Below are 18,176 nucleotides of genomic sequence, written 5' to 3' on the forward strand. Positions count from 1 at the left end.
CGGCCTCAGCAGCCGCCCACCGCCTTTTTGAGCTTGTCGAAGAAGCCGGTCGATGCCGGGCATTCCTCGCCGGTTTCCAGCGTGCGGAACTGCTCCAGCAACTCGCGCTGCTCGGTGGTCAGCTTGGTCGGGATCTCGACCTCGAGCTTGACGACCAGATCGCCGCGGCCGCGGCCCTGCAGCACCGGCATCCCCGCGCCGCGCTGGCGCACCTCGCGCCCCGACTGTGTGCCGGGATTGATACGTATCTGGTGCACTTCACCATCGGGCCCGGGGATCTCGATCTCTCCACCCAATGCCGCCGTCGTGAAGCTGATCGGCGCGCGGGCGTAAAGGGTAGTGCCCTCACGCTCGAAGATCGAATGCCGCGCGATGTGGAGGAAGATATAGAGGTCGCCCGGAGGGGCGCCGCGCGCGCCCGCTTCGCCCTGGCCAGACAGGCGGATGCGCGTGCCTTCGTCCACGCCCGGCGGTACATTGACCGCGAGCGTCACCGTATGGTCGACGCGGCCTTCGCCACGGCAATTGCGGCACGGATCGGTGATCGTCTTGCCCGCGCCATGGCACGAGGGACAGGTCCGCTCGACCATGAAGAAGCCCTGCTGCGCACGCACCTTGCCATGCCCGCGACAGGTGCCGCAGGTCTTGGCCATCGTGCCGGGCGAAGCGCCGGTGCCGCCGCACGGATCGCAGATGCCCGACACATCGATGGTGATGTCGGTCTGCTTGCCGTGGAAGGCGTCTTCCAGGCTGATTTCCATGTCGTAGCGCAGGTCCGCGCCGCGGCGCTGGGCCTGCTGGCCGCCACGGCCGCCGCCCATGAACTCGCCGAACACGCTTTCGAAGATGTCGGAAAAGGCATCGAAGCCCGGTCCCTGACCGCGGCCACCCATACCAGCAGGGCCAGCATGGCCGAACCGGTCGTACGCGGCGCGTTTCTGCGGGTCCTTCAAGCAGTCATAGGCTTCGTTGACGGCCTTGAACTTCGCCTCGTGATCCTTGCATCCGCCATTCTTGTCGGGGTGGAGTTTGATCGCGAGTTTGCGGAAAGCGGCCTTGATCGTGGCGTCGTCCGCGGTGCGCTCGATTTCGAGCAACTCATAATAGTCAATCTGGGTGGTCATTTACTCGGCCCCCGCCCGTACCCCCGCCATTCCCGAAATTCGAAAATGGCGGGGGTGAGCATAGCTTACGCCTTGTTGTCGTCCACCTCGGAGAATTCGGCGTCGACGACATCGTCGCCGTCGGCCTTCTCCGCCGCACCAGCATCCGCCGAAGGCGAAGCTTCGGACTGCTGCTGCTTCTCATAGATCGCCTGACCCAGCTTCATCGCGACCTGCGCGAGGGCCTGACTCTTTTCGTTCATCGCGTCGGCGTCACCGCCTTCGATCGCGGCCTTGGCCTCGTCGATCGCGGCCTGGATCTCGCCCTTCAGCGCGTCATCGACCTTGTCGCCATTCTCCGCGAGCTGCCGCTCGGTGGTGTGGACGAGGCTTTCGGCGTTGTTCTTCGCCTCTGCGCCCGCACGGCGCTTCTTGTCCTCTTCGGCAAAGGTTTCGGCGTCGCGGACCATCTGGTCGATGTCTGCGTCGCTAAGACCGCCCGAGGCCTGGATGCGGATCTGCTGCTCCTTGCCGGTGCCCTTGTCCTTGGCGCTGACGTTCACGATGCCGTTGGCGTCGATGTCGAACGTCACCTCGATCTGCGGCACACCGCGCGGCGCGGGTGGGATGCCGACTAGGTCGAACTGGCCCAGCATCTTGTTGTCCGCCGCCATCTCGCGCTCGCCCTGGAAGACGCGGATCGTCACCGCCTGCTGATTGTCGTCAGCGGTCGAGTAGGTCTGCGACTTCTTGGTCGGGATGGTGGTGTTGCGGTCGATCATGCGGGTGAACACGCCGCCCAGCGTCTCGATGCCGAGGCTCAGCGGGGTCACGTCGAGCAGTAGGACGTCCTTGACGTCGCCCTGCAGCACGCCGGCCTGGATCGCGGCGCCGATCGCGACGACCTCGTCCGGGTTGACGCCAGTGTGCGGCTCCTTGCCGAAGAACGACTTCACGACTTCGCGCACCTTGGGCATGCGCGTCATGCCGCCGACCAGCACGACCTCGTCGATCGCGGCGGCCTTGACGCCGGCATCGGCCATCGCCTTCTTGCACGGCTCGAGCGTGCGCTGGATCAGGTCGTCGACCAGCTTTTCCAGGTCAGCGCGGGTGATCGTCTTGACCAGATGCTTCGGCCCGTTGGCGTCGGCGGTGATGAAGGGCAGGTTGACCTCGGTCGTCGCGGCCGACGACAGCTCGATCTTGGCCTTCTCGGCGGCTTCCTTCAGACGCTGCAGTGCTAGCTTGTCCTTGGTGAGGTCGATGCCCTCATCCTTCTTGAAGCCGTCCGCCAGGAACTGGACGATCTTCGAATCGAAGTCCTCGCCGCCCAGGAAGGTATCGCCATTGGTGGCCTTCACCTCGAACACGCCATCGCCGATCTCGAGGATCGAGATGTCGAAGGTGCCGCCGCCAAGGTCATAGACCGCGATCGTCTTGCCGTCGGTCTTCTCAAGCCCATAGGCGAGCGCCGCGGCAGTCGGCTCGTTGATGATGCGCAGCACTTCGAGGCCCGCGATCTTGCCGGCGTCCTTGGTCGCCTGGCGTTGCGCGTCGTTAAAGTAGGCAGGGACGGTGATGACCGCCTGGGTCACGGTCTCGCCGAGATACGATTCGGCGGTTTCCTTCATCTTCTGAAGGATGAAGGCGCTGATCTGGCTGGGCGAGTAATCCTCGCCGCCGGCCTTGACCCATGCGTCGCCGTTCGGACCCTTGGAGATGGTGTAGGGCACCAGTTCGGTGTCCTTCTTGGTGATCGGATCGTCGAAGCGGCGGCCGATCAGGCGCTTGACTGCGAAGATCGTGTTGTCGCCATTGGTCACCGCCTGACGCTTTGCCGGCTGGCCGACCAGACGCTCGCCATCCTTGGCGAACGCGACGATCGAAGGCGTGGTACGCGCGCCTTCCGCATTCTCGATCACCTTGGGCTTGCCCGCTTCCATCACCGCAACGCAGCTGTTGGTGGTGCCGAGATCGATTCCGATAACCTTTGCCATGAGTCCTTACTGGCCCCCGTGTCCTAATCTAAAAGTTTCAACGCTTTATCGAATCCCTGTGGCGGCAATCCGATTGTTACAAGCCGCGATATAGGTGAGCCGCGCCTTGTCGCAAGGCGGGGCGGGCCATAGGAACGCTGCCAAGGTTCCCGAATCGGGAGAAGAGGGTGTGATGCGGGCGATTTTCGCGATCATATTGGTGGGCGCGGTACTGACGGGTTGCCAGCAGGCGGACCTGTCCGTCGAAGACGCTTCGGTTCAGCTACCCGTGGTGAGCGGGCGTCCCGGCGCGGCCTATTTCACAATAAGGGGCGGCTCACAGGCGACCAGCCTGGTCGCCGTCTCGAGTCCGGTCGCGATCCGCGCCGAAATGCATGAGATGAAGCACGAAGGCGGAATGATGACGATGGCACCGCTCAAGGACGTCGCAATTCCCGCGCGCGGTACCGTCCAATTCAAGTCTGGCGGAAAGCACGTGATGCTGTTCGACGTCTCTCCCTCGGTTCGTTCGGGCGAGATGGTTCCCCTGCGCCTGTCCTTTGCCGACGGCAAGACGATCGAGGTCAAGGCCGCGACGGCGAAGGTCGGCAACGCGCAGCACTGATCCGCTCAGGGATTGGCCGCGCCCGCCGCGCCCGCTCCCACGAAACGCGGTGTATATCGCCGCACATCGGCGAGGAAGATGCCCGCCTTCACCGCCGGATCGTTCGCCATGACCGTATCGGCGGCGGACTGATCGGCGGCGTGGAAAATCATCAGCCCGCCGTCCGGCCCCATCGCGCCAGCATAGACGATGTCGCCGCGTTCATGCAGCGCCTTCACATAGTAGAAATGCTCGCGCAGCCCCTGATCCTTCATCGGCACGCCGGGCTTCCAGGCGGGACCGGCGCGATAGACGATCGCGAACAGCGGGCGCGCGGTCTGCGCGGGCGGCTGCTGTTGCGTAGTGGTCGCCGTGGTGGCGCCGATCGCGGTGCCCAGCAGGATCGCGGCCAACACCCCATGCATGATCCGCATGCCATCCTCCGATCGTTCGTTGCGGCGACGTTACCACGGGTGCGAAGCCGTAGCGACTGACGCGCACATGGGCTGTCGGTGCGTCGTGTTTGCGTTATGATCGTGTAGCGCAGTGACAAGGAACCCGCATGACGATCGACCGCTTTCGTTCTTCGACCTGGGGCTGGCTGCGCGGGACGCTGGCGGGATGGGGCACGCTGCTGCTGTGCCTGGTCGGCGTCGGGCTGATCATCATCCTCGTCAAATGGATCGCCAATCTCGCCACCACCTATGAGGTGACCGGCGACCGGCTGATCCTGCACAAGGGCATCTTCGTGAAATCGATCGACGAGATCGAACTCTACCGCATCAAGGATGTCCGCATCGACTTCAGCCTGATCAACCAATGGGCCGATATCGGCACCATCACGATCACCTCGTCCGACGAGACCACCAAGGCAGGACCGCTGGTGATCCGCGACGTCGATCAGGCGCGCGCGCGACGCGAGAAACTGCGCGAGCTGGTCAATGCCGCCCGGCGCGAGCGCGGCGTGCGCGAGATCGATATGGTGCACGAAGATATCTGAGGTGGCACGGATTTCACGACGCGGGGAACGGCGCCCGCTCACTGCGGGGGAGGTCGCGCTCGCCAGCAGCGTCTTTGGCGATGCGATCGACTATGATCGTGCCGGGATCGCCAATCGCAAATGGATCTTCTTCCAGCCGCGTACCGTCACCATGGCGCCGACCGGCTGCATCCATTTCCACCCCGGCGGCGACCATTATCGCGACGATTTCGCGCACGCCCCGCTGAGCCTGCAGGGGCTGTTCATCCACGAGATGACGCATGTCTGGCAGCACCAGAAGGGCATCTTCCTGCCCCTGCGCCGCCATCCCTTTTGCCGCTACGGCTACAGCCTGAAGCCCGGCTGGCGGCTCGAGCGCTACGGGCTTGAGCAGCAGGCGGAGATCGTCCGCCATATCTTCCTGCTCCGCCGCGGTGCACTCGTTCCCGGCGCGCCGCCGCTTGAACAGTATCGCGGCATTCTTCCCTTCACCGGAATACCCGACCGGATCGCCTGATCGCGCAGCCTATTGCGGCTGTTCCAAGACCCTATCCATCACCCGATCCGCGGGCGGTGGCGGTGGCGGAGGTGGAGGTGGTGCCACATAGGTTGGCGGCGCCGCCGGGCGCGGCGTGAACTGCGGGCGCTCCACGGGTTCAGGACGCGGCGGCGGGCTATAGTGCGGCCGCTCGGTAGGCGCAAAGCCGGGAGGGCGCGTGAAGTTCGGCCGGTCGGGCCGCGTGCGCGGTGGCTCCGGTGAGGTGACATCGGGCTGCGTCACGCTCGGGCGCGGAGCGCCATCCGGGCGCCAGCGCGGACGATCGTCGGGTGAGCGAATTGGCCGGTCCGGTGGGGGCCTTACGCCCTCCGGCGACGGCTCGCCACGCGGCGGACGCGGGAAGCGCGGTGGCTGGCTTCCCGGCGCCTCGCCCGGCGGCCGTTGCCAGCCCCAGCCGGGACGGCCGGGGCGCTGCGGGCGATCGACGTCCGGTACCCGATCGATCGGCGTGTCGATAGCCGGCGCTTCGATGATCGGCGATTCACCGGGACCCGATGGGCGTGGGCGCGTCCAGCCCGGCCGGTCGGGCCGATGGGGGCGCTCGACCCCGGGCACCGGATTGACGGGCGGGGTGCCGTCGACCGGTGGCCTTGGCCGGATCCAGCCGGGCCGCCCGCCCGGATAGGGTGGACGCGCGCCCGGTGTGCCGTCGGGGTTTTGCGGGCGGGTCATGCCTGGCCGCCAGCCGGGGCGGGGTGGGCGAACGCCCGGGGCGGGTGTCTGCCCGCCATGGTTGAAGCGCGGCGGCGGTCCGCGGAAGCCGTCCTGCTGCCAGCGGCGGAAGCGGTCGCCCGCCCACCAGCGGCGCTGACGTTCCCCGGCAAGCGGCCCCCGCCATTTGGATGCACCCGAGCCACCGTGCCAGCGCCGCCAACCCGGATGCCGGTCGCGCCCCGACGACCAGCGCAGGCGCAGGTCGACGATGATCGGCAGCTGTTCCGCCCAATAGCCGGCATCGACCGAATCCCAGCCGCGATCATTCTGTGCGTAGGCATGGATCGCGCGGCCCCGGCGATAAAGGCGGTCGGCCAGATCGGCCTCACGATACCCCTCGCTGCGCGACAGCAACCGCCCGTCGCGGTCATAGGCGACGATCAGCCGTCCGCCGGGCTGGTAGCCAAAGGCGAAGTCCTCATCCTGGACCAGGAACGGCTCGCGGCTGCCCGGCGCGAAATAATAATAGCGGATCGTTCCGCCCAAGGGTTCGGCGTAGATTTCGTGCCCGGTGCCCGTGCGCCAGCCCCAGATATCATTGCCGTCATAGGCGAAGCTGAAATCAGGCGGCGCGTCGCCGATCGCGTCGAGCAGGGCATCGGCGTCGTCGATCCACTGATAGTCGGCATCGTCCGACAGGCTGTCGCGCGATTGTTCGCGGAGCTGCACGGTCAGGGGTTGGGCCCATGCCGGCACGGCTAGCGCCAGCGCGCTGCACATCCCTATTCCGGTCAGTCGTCCGATGCGGCCCATCACACCCCTCCAAATCGATACGATGAACTGTGCGCTTCAATCGATGAACGGTCGCTGCATGTTTCGTTCAGCAAACAGGGCGTTTCGGATTGCGGGACGCGAGGACCGATCCTAGCTTTGTTCCATCAACAGGGAGAGATGAATGCGCCGGATGATTTCGCTGACTTTGCCGTTGCTTGCCATATCTCCGGCCGCCGCCCAAACCTCGACCCAGCCCACCGATCCCTATGCGCCGGGGCGGGAAGTCATCGCGGATATCGGCCGGATCGTGACGCCCAAGGGCGTGCAGGAAACGTTCGAGCTGACGCTCGGCGGTGCGCGCCAGGTGGTGAATGTCCGTGGTGCCGATCGCGACAATCCGATCATGCTGTTCATCCATGGTGGTCCCGGCGCGGTCGAGATGCCGATCGCCTGGACGTTCCAGCGGCCATGGGAGGATTACTTCACCATGGTGCAATGGGACCAGCGCGGTGCGGGGCGGTCCTATCCGCTCAACGACCCCGCCGCACTCGCCCCGACGTTGACCTTCGATCGCTATGTCGATGACGCGATCGAGCTGATCGACCAACTGCGCAAACGCTATGGCAAGCGCAAGGTGGTGGTGCTGGGCCATAGCTGGGGCACCGCGGTCGGGCTTGCCGTGGCGGAACGCCGCCCGGACCTGCTCCACGCCTATATCGGCATGGGTCAGGTGATCGACTGGAAGAAGAATGAGCGCGCCGGCATGGCCTGGACGATCGAGCAGGCGAAGAAGCGCGGCGACACCGAAGCGATCAAGGGGGTGGAGGCGCTGGCCCCCTATCCCGACGGTGATCGCTTCACGATCCAGCAGGCCGACGAATGGCGCAAATACGCGATCCGCTACGGCTCGCTCGCGGCCTATCGTGCCGACGCGAATTTCTACCACCGTTCGACGCGCCTCTCTCCCGAATATACCCCCGCCGATCGCAAGGCGTGGATCGACGGCAGTCTGTTTACGGTGACCACCCTGTGGCCACGGCTTGCCAACGTCAGCTTCACCAAGCTGCGCAAGGTCAACACGCCGGTGATCCTGTTCCTCGGCCGGCACGATAGCACCACTGATTCGCAGCTTGCGGCGGACTGGGCCAGCCGCCTTTCCGCGCCGAGCAAGCGGGTCGTCTGGTTCGAGCATTCGGCGCATCTTCCGATGATCGAGGAATCGGGCCGCACCTTCGCCGCGCTGCTCGATCATGTCGTTCCGCTGACCAGGACTGACGCGAAAAAGTGATGGCGGCGCTTGGGGGTGCCGCTAGTTTCCTGCGCAACAAAGGGGAGTTCTGAAATGCGTCGCATCGTCGTTGCCACCGCCGCCTTGCTTGCGGCCACACCGCTTGCCGCCCAGACCGTCCCGGCGGCGAAGGTCAGGTTCATCCATGCCGGCGCGTTGCTTGCCAAGCCGGGCGAGGCGCCGCGCGGCCCCAGCACCATCGTGGTGCGCGACGGCAAGGTGGCCGAGGTACGCGACGGCTATGCCGCGCCCGAGGCGGGGGCGGAGCTGATCGACCTCAAGGATCGGTTCGTGATGCCGGGACTGGTCGACATGCACGTCCATTTCTGGGGCATTGGCGGCGATCCGATGCGCAACCGGCTGACCGCGCTCAACCGCGACGATGGCGACAACATGATGTACGCGATCGACAATGCACGGGTGACGTTGGAGGCTGGCTTCACCACGGTGCGCGATCTGGGTGGCGATGCGCGTGGCATGCGCGCGCTGCGTGAGGGGATTGAGCGCGGTACGGTCGCCGGGCCGACGATCGTCAACGCGGGCAACCCGATCTCGGTCTCGGGCGGTCATGGCGATCCCACCAACGGCCTCGCCGGAACCTTTGCCGACGCCGTCCATCAGCACACGATCAACACCTGCGACGGGGCCGACGATTGCCGCCGCGCGGTGCGTCAGCAGGTCGCGCTGGGTGCGCAGGTGATCAAGTACATGTCCACCGGCGGCGTGCTCTCCAACGTCTCGGGTGGCCTCGGCCGCGCGATGACCGAGGAGGAGATGAAGGCGATCGTCGATACCGCGCATGGCCTTGGCCGCAAGGTGGCGACGCACAGCCATGCCGTGGCGGGGACCAAGGCGGCGATCGCCGCTGGCGTGGACACGATCGATCATGGCACCTTCCTCGACGACGCGGCGATCGCGGCGATGAAGGCCAACGGCACCTGGCTGGTCCCGACGATGATGGCGCCCGCCGCCGCGCTTCAGCAGGCGCGCGCGGGCATGCTCCCGCCCGCGACGATCCCCAAGGCGGAGGAAGCCGCCGCTGCGGCCGTGGCGAGCCATGCCAAGGCGTTCGCGGCAGGGGTCAAGGTCGCGTTCGGCACCGACAGCGGCGTGTCGAAGCACGGCGACAATGCCCGCGAATTCTCGATGATGGTGAAGGCGGGGATGGCGCCGGCGCAGGCGCTCAAGGCCGCGACCGTCAATGCCGCCGAGGCGCTTGGCCGCTCCGCGTCGATCGGGACGATCGAACCCGGCAAGGATGCCGACATCATCGCGGTCGCGGGCAGCCCGATCGAGGATGTTGCGCGGATGGAGAAGGTCGACTTCGTCATGCGCCACGGCGTCGTCCACAAGGCTGGTGGCAAGCGGCAGAGCTTCCCGGAGTAAGGCCGAGCGGCTGGTTGCGCCTAGAGTGTAACCAGCCGGTCTTCACCCAATTCGGCAAGCAACGAGACGAGGCCGCCGGGTTCGATGCCGGGCGCGAGCGTGTCGAAGGCAATGCCCGCCGCAGCAAGCCCGGTCTGGCAGGCGATCAGCGTGACGCCGCTGTCCAGTGCCTCGGCAAGAAGCTGCGCGCGCGTCGCCAGCCCCTTGATGGCAAGGGCTGCATCATCGGGATCGCTTCCCGGGAGCAGCAACGCCACTGCTGCTTCATGGCAATAGAGGCGAGCGTCTCCACCCACCGCCACATGCGCGCAGGCGAGCGACAGCGCCGCGCGGAACCGTTCGATATCGGCGGTCGCGGCGATGATCGTCAGGCCGCGCATGCCGGGCATCCAGGATCCTTGGGCAAGGTCAGCGTGCGGAAGCGCAACGCCAACGTGTCGGCGATCAGCAGTTTGCCCGCGCTGTCCTCTCCGAACGGGGTGATCGCGCGGATCACTTCCAACGCGGCGAGGCTGCCCATCAGCCCGGTCAGCGCGCCGATCACGCCCTGCTCGGCGCAGTTGATGCCGGGGCGCTCGGGATCGGCGCCCACGAAACAGCGATAGCAAGGCTTGTCCGCTTCCCAGCCGCGAAACACGGCCAGCTGGCCCTCGAACTCGCCGACCGCCGCGCTGATCAGCGGCACGCGGTGGCGCAACGCCGCATCGGCGACCAGCAGGCGGGTTTCGAAATTGTCGGTGCCGTCGAGGATCGCGTCATGTCCGGCAAGCAGATCGGCGGCATTGGCGGCATCGATCCGCACCGGATGCGGGGTCACTTCGATATGCGGATTGAGGCGGCGCAGTGCCGCGACGGCGGCATCGCATTTGCGCGTCCCCGCATCGTCGGTGGCGAACAACGTCTGGCGTTGAAGGTTGGACAGATCGACCCGGTCGTCGTCGATCACTGTAAGCCGCCCGATCCCCGCCGCCGCCAGATACTGAAGCGCCGGCGATCCGATCCCGCCCGCGCCGATCACCGCCACCCGCGCGCCCTTGAGCCGCATCTGCCCCGCGCCGCCGATTTCCTTGAGGATGATATGGCGGGCGTAGCGTTCCAGCTCTTGGTCGGAGAGGTTCATGGATTCCAGATAAAGGTGACGGTCGCCCGATACCATTGCTCGGCGGTCGCCGCGCGCGGTGCCAGGTTGTTGCGCGCGAAGCTGGAAACGAGGCCCGCGGCATATTGCTCGACCGAAGGACAGCCGATCGTGCGGGGGATCGATGCGCGCACCCCGTCCTCGGGGTGGACCAGCACCGCGACCTCGACCCGCATCGCCGGGCGGCCATCGACCGTCCGGCGCTGGCGGCACTTGTTCACCCGCGCCTGCCCCTGGACATAGGCATTCATCGGCGCGGTCATCAGCGGCGTCTGGCGATAGGGAAGATCGGGCAGTTTGGTCCAGTCGATCCCGGCGCCCTGTTCAGGAGCGGGCGCGGACGCGGCGGGGGGGTGCGCAGGGGTTTCCTGCACCACGGCGGCAAGCAACAGAAGGGGGAGCCAGCCTCCCGGCATCAGCGTCCTGTCGACCCGAATCCGCCGATGCCGCGCGCCGTCTCGTCGAGTGAGGCGACCTCCGCGAACACCGCGCGCTGCACGGGCGCAGCGACCAACTGCGCGATGCGATCGCCCCGCGCGATCGGGAAAGGATAGCCGCCCAGATTGGCAAGGATCACCTTCACCTCGCCGCGATAGTCGCTGTCGATCGTGCCGGGGGTGTTGAGGCAGGTGATGCCGTGCTTGAGCGCGAGGCCCGAACGCGGGCGCACCTGCACTTCGTAACCCTCCGGAATTGCGATCGCAAAGCCGGTGGCGACCGCATGACGCGCACCGGGCGCCAGGATCAGATCCTCCGCCGCGACCACGTCCATGCCGGCGGCGCCCGCGGTGGCATAGGTGGGCAAAGCCAAGCCCGCGCCATGCGGCAGGCGGGCGAGTTCGATGGTGATCGGCGCGGCGGTCATACGGGTTTCCGGGGTAAGGCGGCGGCAAGGCGGCGCGCCGCCTCGATCACCTGGGGATCGTCGAGGATGTTGCTCCCGCGCGCGGGCAGGATTCGGAAATCGGTGGCGATGCCGCGCAGCGACAGCGCTTCAGCGTAGGCGCGTGCGAATCGGGCCGGCACCTTCTGGTCGTCGCCGCCACTCAGCAGTGCCGCGCGCAGATCGGGAGCGATGCCACCCGCGGTCTGAAGCGGGTCGAGGCTCTCGACCTTGGTGCGCCACGGTTCGGGCGGCTTCTCGCGTCCGGCCATGTAGCGGCGCCATTCGGGTAGCGCGCAGGGGCAGGAGACGAGCACCATGCCGTCGAGCAGGTCGGGGCGCAGGCCCGCCAAGTTGGCGATGATCGCCGCTCCGCCACCCTCGCCGATCGCGACAACGCGCGCGCGGCGATAGCGGTGGCGGAGCGCTGCGATCGTGTCGGCGACCGTCGTGATGCGATCGCTGGTGTAATTGTCGCCATTGCCGTCGCCCTGCACGCCGGACGACTGATTGCCGGCGCCATCGGCAAAGCCCGGACGCAACAGCCGGACGACCGCACTCCCGGGTTCGGCTGTCGCGAGCGCCTGGCCGAAGGGCCTGATATCGACCGAGGTGCCGCCCTTGCCGTCGCCATGGACGATGACGAACAGCGTTTCGGCGTCGCGCTTCGCGTCACCCAGCGGCTCGGTGAACAGCGGTGGTGCGGGGGGTGGCGCATCGGGGGCGGCACCCATCTTGCTCGCGCTGCATGCCGCGAGCAGGATCGGGACAAGCAGCAGTCCGGCGCGGGCTAGGTTAGAGCGCATCGGCGATCCGCTGCGCGAGGCGGCGCGCGACGTCCTGCTTGGACAGTCGTTCCCAGCTTTCGGTGCGCTCGGCGGTGACGAGGTGGACGGTGTTCGCATCTCCGCCCATCACATCGCCGGAAACGTCGTTGGCGACAATCCAGTCTGCGCCCTTGCGAGTTCGTTTCCCGGTGGCGTGCTCGATCACCCGTTCCGTTTCAGCGGCAAACCCCACCACCAGTCTCGGCCGGCGGTCGCCATGGCCCAGCGTCGCGAGGATGTCCGGGTTCTCGGTCAGGCTGAGCGTCGGCGTGTCCGGGCCCTTCTTGATCTTCTGGTCGGCCGCATCGGTGCTGCGCCAGTCGGCGACGGCGGCGACCATCACCGCCGCGTCGGCGGGGAGAGCCGCATCGACCGCTTCGGCCATCTCGCGCGCAGTCTCGACATCGACACGATCGACCCCGCGCGGCGTGGCAAGCGTCACCGGCCCCGCCACCAGGGTAACGCGCGCGCCCAGCTCGGCGAGCGCCCCTGCGATTTCGAAGCCTTGCTTCCCAGAGGATCTATTAGCGATGTAGCGGACGGGATCGATTGGCTCGTGCGTCGGCCCGGCGGTAACCAGCACATGCTTGCCCGCCAGCGGCCCGGAGGCAGGCGCCAGCGCCGCCAGAATCGCGTTCAGGATCGCCGCCGGTTCGGGCAGGCGACCGGGACCGAATTCGCCGCACGCCATCGGGCCTTCATCGGGCTCCATCACCGTAACACCGTCGGCGCGGAGCTGCGCGACATTGCGCCGGGTGGCGGCGTGTTGCCACATCCGCACGTTCATCGCGGGCGCGGCCAGCACCGGCTTGTCGGTGGCGAGCAACAACGTGGTGGCGAGGTCGTCGGCGATGCCCGTCGCCATTTTCGCCATCAGGTCCGCCGTGGCGGGCGCGACGACGACCAGATCGGCATTCCGGCTGAGCTGGATATGCCCCATCTCCGCCTCGTCCTTGAGGTCCCACAGGGTCGTGAACACCTGGTTCTCCGACAGTGCGGCCAGCGTCATCGGCGTCACGAAATGCTGCCCGCCCGCGGTGAGGACGCAGGTCACCCGGATCCCGGCCTTGCGCGCGAGGCGAACCAGTTCGCATGCCTTGTAGGCCGCGATCCCGCCGCCGACGATCAATAGGATGCGCTTCATCGGGTGATCCTGTGCACCCGCACGCTTCGCCTGTCGAGGGCGCGGGCCACAAGGTCGCGCAGCCCATCGGGCACGAACACCAGCCCGACAAGGAAGACAGGCGCGATCAATAACACCCAATAAAAGGTGTCAGCCCGCGCAAAGAGGGCGAGCATTGCCGCATAGAGACAGATGGTGAGCAGCGCCCGCAGCGCCAGCGGGTCGCGCCAAGCCGCCCAGCCGAACAGGCAAAGGCCGGCAAGCACCGCGGCAAGCCAAGCGGGCGCCAGCAAGAGCGCGGTGGAGGCGCTGATCGCGTTGACGAAGAAGCCGATGCCCAACATGCCCGTCCAGCCGGGCGAAGCGGGATCCAGCGGACTCACCACGCGCGCGACGGCAAAGGCATGGGCCATCAGCGCGATCGCGAGAATGGCGAGCACGACGCCCCAGCCGAGCGCTTCGCGCCGTTCCCGCTCGAACCAGGCGGTGGCGGCCATCACAACGAGATACAATGCCGCGGTTTCCCGGATCAGGACTGCGACCAGGCCGATGGCTGCTGCTTCGATCCACCTTCCGGGGCGCCGCAATGCCAGCGAAAGGGCGATCAGCAGGCCGGCCCAAAGCTCATGGAAGGCCCAGAGGTCGGCTTGCACAAAGGCCATGAGCCCGCCCGCGAGCAATGCCATGGCGATCGCGCGTGCGGGCCAGCCGGGCAGCGCATCGCGAAATCGTATGTACCAGGCTGCCGCTACAGCGAGGACCAGCACGTAGAGCAGCGCCAGCACGGCGGCATGCGGCAAATGCGCCTGGATCACGGCCAGGGCCGGCATCCGCATCGTAATGAAGGGGCGGAGCGGATAATCGCCAAGGCGTAGCGCCTCGGCCGCCGTCGGATAGTAAGTGCCGCCATGACGAATGGCATCGACGATGCCCTCGTACAGGATGATGTCGCGTTGGTCGTCGGCGCTGCTTTGGGTGTCCGCTCCGGCGGACGGCGGCGCCGGGGCGGCAAGGCTCGCGAGGCAGCCGATCAGTAGCAACGCCAGCAAGGCCGCGGCAATGCGCGCGCGGGTCTGCGAAAGGCGCGCGAAACGAGACGGCTGCATGAGCCAGAGCGGCTTTTGACTGATCATCGAATTGGCTTCTATCGCAGCCGGTCGATGCTGTCAGGTAATCAGCAGCGTCGCGGCGATGCCGGCGCCCGCCGCGAGCAACGCGACCGCCACGTAACGCCAGCCACCGCCGACCCGGACCACCTCGATCTCCTTGAGCGGCGGGGCCGGGGGGGCGCCGCCGGGATCGGGGAAATGCCGCTCGATGTTGCGGATCAGCTTGGGCAGCCGGGCGAGGGTCTTCAAATCCTCCGACAGCCGGTCGGCGATGAAGGCTTCCGGCCCCAGTTCGGTGCGGATCCATTCGCGCACGAACGGGGCGGCCGAATCCCACAGATTGATGTCGGGGTGCAGCCGTGTCGCCACCCCCTCCACCATCACCATCGTCTTCTGCAGCAGCAGCAAATGCGGCTGGGTCTGCATGTCGAAGTCGCGGGTGATGTTGAACAGGCTGTCGAGCATCATGCCGACGCTCATGTCCTTGACGGGCAGGCCGCGCATCGGCTCGCCCACGGCGCGAAGGGCGGTGGCGAACTCGGCGACATTATGGTGCGCGGGGACATAGCCCGCCTCGAAATGGATCTCGGCCACGCGGCGGTAATTGCCGGTGATCAGACCATAGAGGATCTCGGCCAGCCAGACGCGCGCGCGCCGGTCGATTCGGCCCATGATACCGAAATCGATCGCGGCGATATGGTTGCCGGGGAGCGCGAAGAGATTCCCTTGGTGCATGTCGGCGTGGAAGAAGCCTTCCGAGATCGCCTGGCGCAGGAACGCGCGAACCAGCGTGTTGGCGAGCTTCTCGGTGTCATAGCCCGCGGCGACGATCGCGTCGCGGTTCGACAGTTTGATGCCGTCGATCCACTCCAGCGTCAGCACCTTGCCGGTAGTGCGCTGCCAGTCGATCGTGGGGACGGTGAAATCGGGCTCCGCCTCCATCGACTCCGAAAGTTCGGAGGCGGAGGCGGCCTCGCGGCGCAGGTCGAGCTCGCGCGCGGTCCAGCGCTTGAACGTCTCGATGACGAGGCGCGGGCGCAGCCGCGCGACCTCGCCGCCCTGTGCCTCGAGCTGCGCGGCCGCCCATTCATAGGTTTCGATCGCCTTGGCGAACTCGGCTTCGATTCCCGGGCGCAGCACCTTGACCGCGACCGTGCGGCCGTCGGTGGTGGTTGCGCGATGGACCTGCGCGATCGAAGCGGCGCCGATCGGCACCTCCTCGATCGCGGTGAACAGGTCCTCGATCGGGCGTTCGAAGCTGCGCTCGATCGCGGCGCGGATCACCGGGAAGGGGACGGGCGGGAGCGCGTCCTGCAGGCGAATCAGGTCGTGCGTCGCGGCCTCACCGATCAGGTCGGCGCGCGTGGCGAGCGTCTGGCCCAGCTTGATCGCGGCGGGGCCGATGGCCTGCAGCGCGTCGGCATAGCGCGGCGTTTCGGGCACGCGCGCGCCGAAGCGGGCGAGCCGGGCGAGGCGGCGCACCGGACGCGGCGTGTTGCGGTCGCGCTCGATGCCCCGCAGCGCGCCATGGCGCGCCAGGGTGCGGCCCCATTTCAGGAGGCGCCACAGATGGACGACGGGAGCGGTCAAATCTTCCAGCCGCTATGGATCGCCACCAGGCCGCCCAGCATCGGTTCGACGCGGGTCTGCACGAAGCCGGCCTCTTTGATCATGCGCTCGAAGGTCGGCATGTCGGGGAAGCGACGGATCGATTCGATCAGATAGCGATAGCTGTCCTCGTCATTCGCCAGCAACTTGCCCAGCTTCGGTACGATATGGTGCGAATAGGCATCATAGACGTCCGAAAAGCCCGGCCAGACGGTGGTCGAGAATTCGAGCACGAAGAACCGACCGCCGCGCTTCAGCACACGATGCGCCTCGCGCAGCGCCTTGGGGATGTCGGTGACGTTTCGGATGCCGAAGGCGATGGTGTAGGCGTCGAAGAAGCGATCGGGCCATTGCAGCGTTTCGGCGTTCGCCTCGCTCCACACCAGACCGTCGATTCCGCGCTTCGCCGCGCGTTCGATGCCGACGGCGAGCATGTCGGGGTTGATGTCGGCAACGGTCACCGCCGCACCCGATTCGGCCATGCGGAAGGCGATGTCGCCGGTGCCGCCGGCCATATCGAGAATCGCTTCGCCCTCGCGCGGCTTTACCCGGCGGACGAACACGTCCTTCCAGATGCGGTGAAGCCCGCCCGACATGGCGTCGTTCATCACGTCGTAGCTGGAGGCGACGCTGGAGAAGACCCCGCCGACGCGGCGGGTCTTGTCCTCGGGGGCGACATCTTCGTAGCCGAAGGAGACGGTGTCGGTCATGCGGTGCGCTCTAGCCAAGGCTTGTGGACGGAGCAAACGCAACATAGCTCAATCCAATGCCTGAGCTTCCCGAAGTCGAGACGACCGTGCGCGGTCTTGCCCCCGTACTGGAGGGGCGGCGTATCCGCCGTGTGCTGATGCGGCGGCCTGACCTCAGGCGTCCGATGCCACAGGATCTGGGCCAGCGCCTCACCGGCGCCACCGTCACCTCGCTCGGACGCCGCGCCAAATATGGCCTGATCGACACCGATCGCGGCGACACGATGATTTTCCACCTGGGCATGTCGGGGCGCTGGCGGATCGACCCGACCGAGGAACTGGCGCACGATCATCTGATTCTCGAGACGGAGGAGGGGCGCACACTGGCGCTCAACGATCCGCGACGCTTCGGCTCGGTCGACCTGTTGCCGACGGCCGAGGTCGATGCATGGCCCGCGTTCAAGGCACTCGGTCCCGAGCCACTGGGGCCGGACTTCACGTCGAATCATCTATTCCAGGCCCTTGCGGGGCGTATCGCGTCGATCAAGCTGTTGCTGCTCGATCAGCGAATCGTCGCCGGGCTGGGCAACATCTATGTGTGCGAGGCGCTGTACGAATCGCGCATCGCGCCCAGCAGCGGCGGCGGCTCGATCCCGAAGCCCAGGCTGGAGCGGCTGGTCGCCGAAGTCCGCGCCGTACTCGAATCGGCGATCGAGGCTGGTGGATCGACCCTGCGCGATTATGCGCGCCCCGATGGCGAACTGGGCTATTTCTCGAAGCAGTTCAAAGTCTATGGGCGCGAGGGTGAACCCTGCGAATGCGGCGGCACCGTCGCGCGCTATACCGAAGGTGGGCGTTCCACTTTCTGGTGTCCGAAATGCCAGCGCTGATTCGCGTTCCGTCTTTGCGAACCGGTGCGGAATCTGGTCAGCCAGGTTGACCCGAATCGCTCGAATGGCTAAGGGGCGCGCTTTCCCGGCGTGGGGATGTGATTTCCGCGCCTCTTTTCGCATCGAAAACAGGAACGAACATTCATGGCGAACACGCCGCAAGCCAAGAAGCGCATCCGCCGCAACGCCGCCCGCGCCGAAGTCAACGGTGCACGCGTCAGCCGCATTCGTACCTTCGTCAAGAAGGCAGAGAGCGCGCTCGAATCGGGCGACAAGTCGGCAGCGGAAACCGCGCTGAAGGCGATGCAGCCGGAACTGGCGCGTGGCGTGGCCAAGGGCGTTCTGCACAAGAACACCGCGTCGCGTAAGTTTTCGCGTCTGACGAAGCGCCTCGCCGCGCTCGCCTGAACTCACGCGATTTCAGCGATTTAGAAGCCCTGCCGGAGTGATCCGGCGGGGTTTTTCGTGTGTATTCAGCAGGTTGGAAATCGCGCGCCGACGAATCGGCGGAAACGCGCGAGTCGCGTCGTCACGCCATTGTAACGTTGTGAATTCAGGGCGTGATTCCAGGCGCTTAGAGCTTGAA

At 66.6% G+C, this 18,176-nt stretch carries 20 protein-coding genes; 7 read left to right on the forward strand and 13 right to left on the reverse strand.

Annotated elements, in window-relative coordinates; genetic code table 11:
- Nucleotides 1-5: 5 nt before the first annotated feature.
- Complete coding sequence (dnaJ, locus tag AC07M1_RS06110) at nt 6-1,124, reverse strand: molecular chaperone DnaJ (protein ID WP_495161673.1); 1,119 nt, start codon at nt 1,122-1,124, stop codon at nt 6-8.
- A gap of 65 nt (nt 1,125-1,189) precedes the next feature.
- Nucleotides 1,190-3,100, reverse strand: a complete 1,911-nt coding sequence (gene dnaK / locus AC07M1_RS06115; RefSeq protein ID WP_495161674.1) for a molecular chaperone DnaK — start codon at nt 3,098-3,100, stop codon at nt 1,190-1,192.
- A 172-nt stretch (nt 3,101-3,272) separates the two neighbouring features.
- Between dnaK and AC07M1_RS06120 the strand changes: the two genes are divergently transcribed.
- On the forward strand, nt 3,273-3,704 hold the full coding sequence (locus tag AC07M1_RS06120; RefSeq protein WP_495161675.1) for a copper chaperone PCu(A)C: 432 nt from the start codon (nt 3,273-3,275) through the stop codon (nt 3,702-3,704).
- A 5-nt stretch (nt 3,705-3,709) separates the two neighbouring features.
- On the opposite strand, the gene AC07M1_RS06125 is transcribed toward AC07M1_RS06120, so the two are convergent.
- Nucleotides 3,710-4,117 carry a YciI family protein gene (locus AC07M1_RS06125; RefSeq protein ID WP_495161676.1) on the reverse strand — a complete coding sequence of 136 codons (408 nt, stop codon included), beginning with the start codon at nt 4,115-4,117 and terminating at the stop codon, nt 3,710-3,712.
- A gap of 128 nt (nt 4,118-4,245) precedes the next feature.
- Between AC07M1_RS06125 and AC07M1_RS06130 the strand changes: the two genes are divergently transcribed.
- Together AC07M1_RS06130 and AC07M1_RS06135 are read left to right on the forward strand one after the other, a co-directional pair.
- Entirely contained in the window at nt 4,246-4,683 is a 438-nt protein-coding gene (locus tag AC07M1_RS06130; RefSeq protein ID WP_495161677.1) for a PH domain-containing protein, read from the forward strand.
- A 1-nt stretch (nt 4,684) separates the two neighbouring features.
- The gene (locus AC07M1_RS06135; RefSeq protein WP_495161678.1) at nt 4,685-5,179 is read left to right on the forward strand and encodes a vgr related protein; all 495 of its coding nucleotides are present in this window, start codon (nt 4,685-4,687) and stop codon (nt 5,177-5,179) included.
- 9 nt (nt 5,180-5,188) lie between these two features.
- Here the strand turns inward: AC07M1_RS06135 and AC07M1_RS06140 are convergent, their stop codons facing one another.
- Nucleotides 5,189-6,688 (reverse strand): hypothetical protein, encoded by a 1,500-nt coding sequence (locus tag AC07M1_RS06140; RefSeq protein ID WP_495161679.1) that lies wholly within the window; start codon nt 6,686-6,688, stop codon nt 5,189-5,191.
- A 142-nt stretch (nt 6,689-6,830) separates the two neighbouring features.
- On the opposite strand from AC07M1_RS06140, the gene AC07M1_RS06145 reads away from it, so the two are divergent.
- Nucleotides 6,831-7,937 (forward strand): alpha/beta fold hydrolase, encoded by a 1,107-nt coding sequence (locus AC07M1_RS06145; RefSeq protein ID WP_495161680.1) that lies wholly within the window; start codon nt 6,831-6,833, stop codon nt 7,935-7,937.
- A 54-nt stretch (nt 7,938-7,991) separates the two neighbouring features.
- Entirely contained in the window at nt 7,992-9,323 is a 1,332-nt protein-coding gene (locus tag AC07M1_RS06150) for a metal-dependent hydrolase family protein (RefSeq protein ID WP_495161681.1), read from the forward strand.
- A 20-nt stretch (nt 9,324-9,343) separates the two neighbouring features.
- Here AC07M1_RS06150 and AC07M1_RS06155 read toward each other — a convergent pair whose 3' ends face one another.
- From AC07M1_RS06155 to AC07M1_RS06195, 9 genes are read right to left on the reverse strand one after another with little or no spacing between them, the layout of a single operon-like run.
- Nucleotides 9,344-9,712 carry a peroxiredoxin gene (locus AC07M1_RS06155; RefSeq protein ID WP_495161682.1) on the reverse strand — a complete coding sequence of 123 codons (369 nt, stop codon included), beginning with the start codon at nt 9,710-9,712 and terminating at the stop codon, nt 9,344-9,346.
- The gene (locus AC07M1_RS06160) at nt 9,691-10,443 is read right to left on the reverse strand and encodes a HesA/MoeB/ThiF family protein (protein ID WP_495161683.1); all 753 of its coding nucleotides are present in this window, start codon (nt 10,441-10,443) and stop codon (nt 9,691-9,693) included. Before AC07M1_RS06160 ends, AC07M1_RS06155 begins: the two co-directional genes overlap by 22 nt.
- Nucleotides 10,440-10,877 carry a hypothetical protein gene (locus tag AC07M1_RS06165; RefSeq protein ID WP_495161684.1) on the reverse strand — a complete coding sequence of 146 codons (438 nt, stop codon included), beginning with the start codon at nt 10,875-10,877 and terminating at the stop codon, nt 10,440-10,442. The genes AC07M1_RS06160 and AC07M1_RS06165 overlap by 4 nt, the downstream gene beginning before the upstream one ends.
- Nucleotides 10,877-11,326 carry a dUTP diphosphatase gene (dut, locus tag AC07M1_RS06170; RefSeq protein WP_495161685.1) on the reverse strand — a complete coding sequence of 150 codons (450 nt, stop codon included), beginning with the start codon at nt 11,324-11,326 and terminating at the stop codon, nt 10,877-10,879. Before dut ends, AC07M1_RS06165 begins: the two co-directional genes overlap by 1 nt.
- Nucleotides 11,323-12,150: an alpha/beta hydrolase family protein gene (locus tag AC07M1_RS06175; protein ID WP_495161686.1), complete on the reverse strand. Its 828-nt coding sequence runs from the start codon at nt 12,148-12,150 to the stop codon at nt 11,323-11,325. The genes dut and AC07M1_RS06175 overlap by 4 nt, the downstream gene beginning before the upstream one ends.
- On the reverse strand, nt 12,140-13,315 hold the full coding sequence (gene coaBC / locus AC07M1_RS06180) for a bifunctional phosphopantothenoylcysteine decarboxylase/phosphopantothenate--cysteine ligase CoaBC (protein ID WP_495161687.1): 1,176 nt from the start codon (nt 13,313-13,315) through the stop codon (nt 12,140-12,142). Before coaBC ends, AC07M1_RS06175 begins: the two co-directional genes overlap by 11 nt.
- Nucleotides 13,312-14,427: a hypothetical protein gene (locus tag AC07M1_RS06185; protein WP_495161688.1), complete on the reverse strand. Its 1,116-nt coding sequence runs from the start codon at nt 14,425-14,427 to the stop codon at nt 13,312-13,314. The genes coaBC and AC07M1_RS06185 overlap by 4 nt, the downstream gene beginning before the upstream one ends.
- Nucleotides 14,428-14,460: 33 nt before the next feature.
- Nucleotides 14,461-15,993, reverse strand: a complete 1,533-nt coding sequence (ubiB, locus tag AC07M1_RS06190) for a 2-polyprenylphenol 6-hydroxylase (protein WP_495161689.1) — start codon at nt 15,991-15,993, stop codon at nt 14,461-14,463.
- Nucleotides 15,990-16,721 (reverse strand): class I SAM-dependent methyltransferase, encoded by a 732-nt coding sequence (locus tag AC07M1_RS06195; protein WP_495161690.1) that lies wholly within the window; start codon nt 16,719-16,721, stop codon nt 15,990-15,992. The genes ubiB and AC07M1_RS06195 overlap by 4 nt, the downstream gene beginning before the upstream one ends.
- 56 nt (nt 16,722-16,777) lie before the next feature.
- Here AC07M1_RS06195 and mutM point away from each other — a divergent pair, with 56 nt between their 5' ends.
- Nucleotides 16,778-17,590, forward strand: a complete 813-nt coding sequence (mutM, locus tag AC07M1_RS06200; protein WP_495161691.1) for a bifunctional DNA-formamidopyrimidine glycosylase/DNA-(apurinic or apyrimidinic site) lyase — start codon at nt 16,778-16,780, stop codon at nt 17,588-17,590.
- A gap of 144 nt (nt 17,591-17,734) precedes the next feature.
- Nucleotides 17,735-17,998, forward strand: a complete 264-nt coding sequence (rpsT, locus tag AC07M1_RS06205) for a 30S ribosomal protein S20 (RefSeq protein WP_447728902.1) — start codon at nt 17,735-17,737, stop codon at nt 17,996-17,998.
- Nucleotides 17,999-18,176 lie beyond the last annotated feature (178 nt).

Source organism: Sphingomonas sp. GW821-FHT10C01, assembly GCF_059415525.1.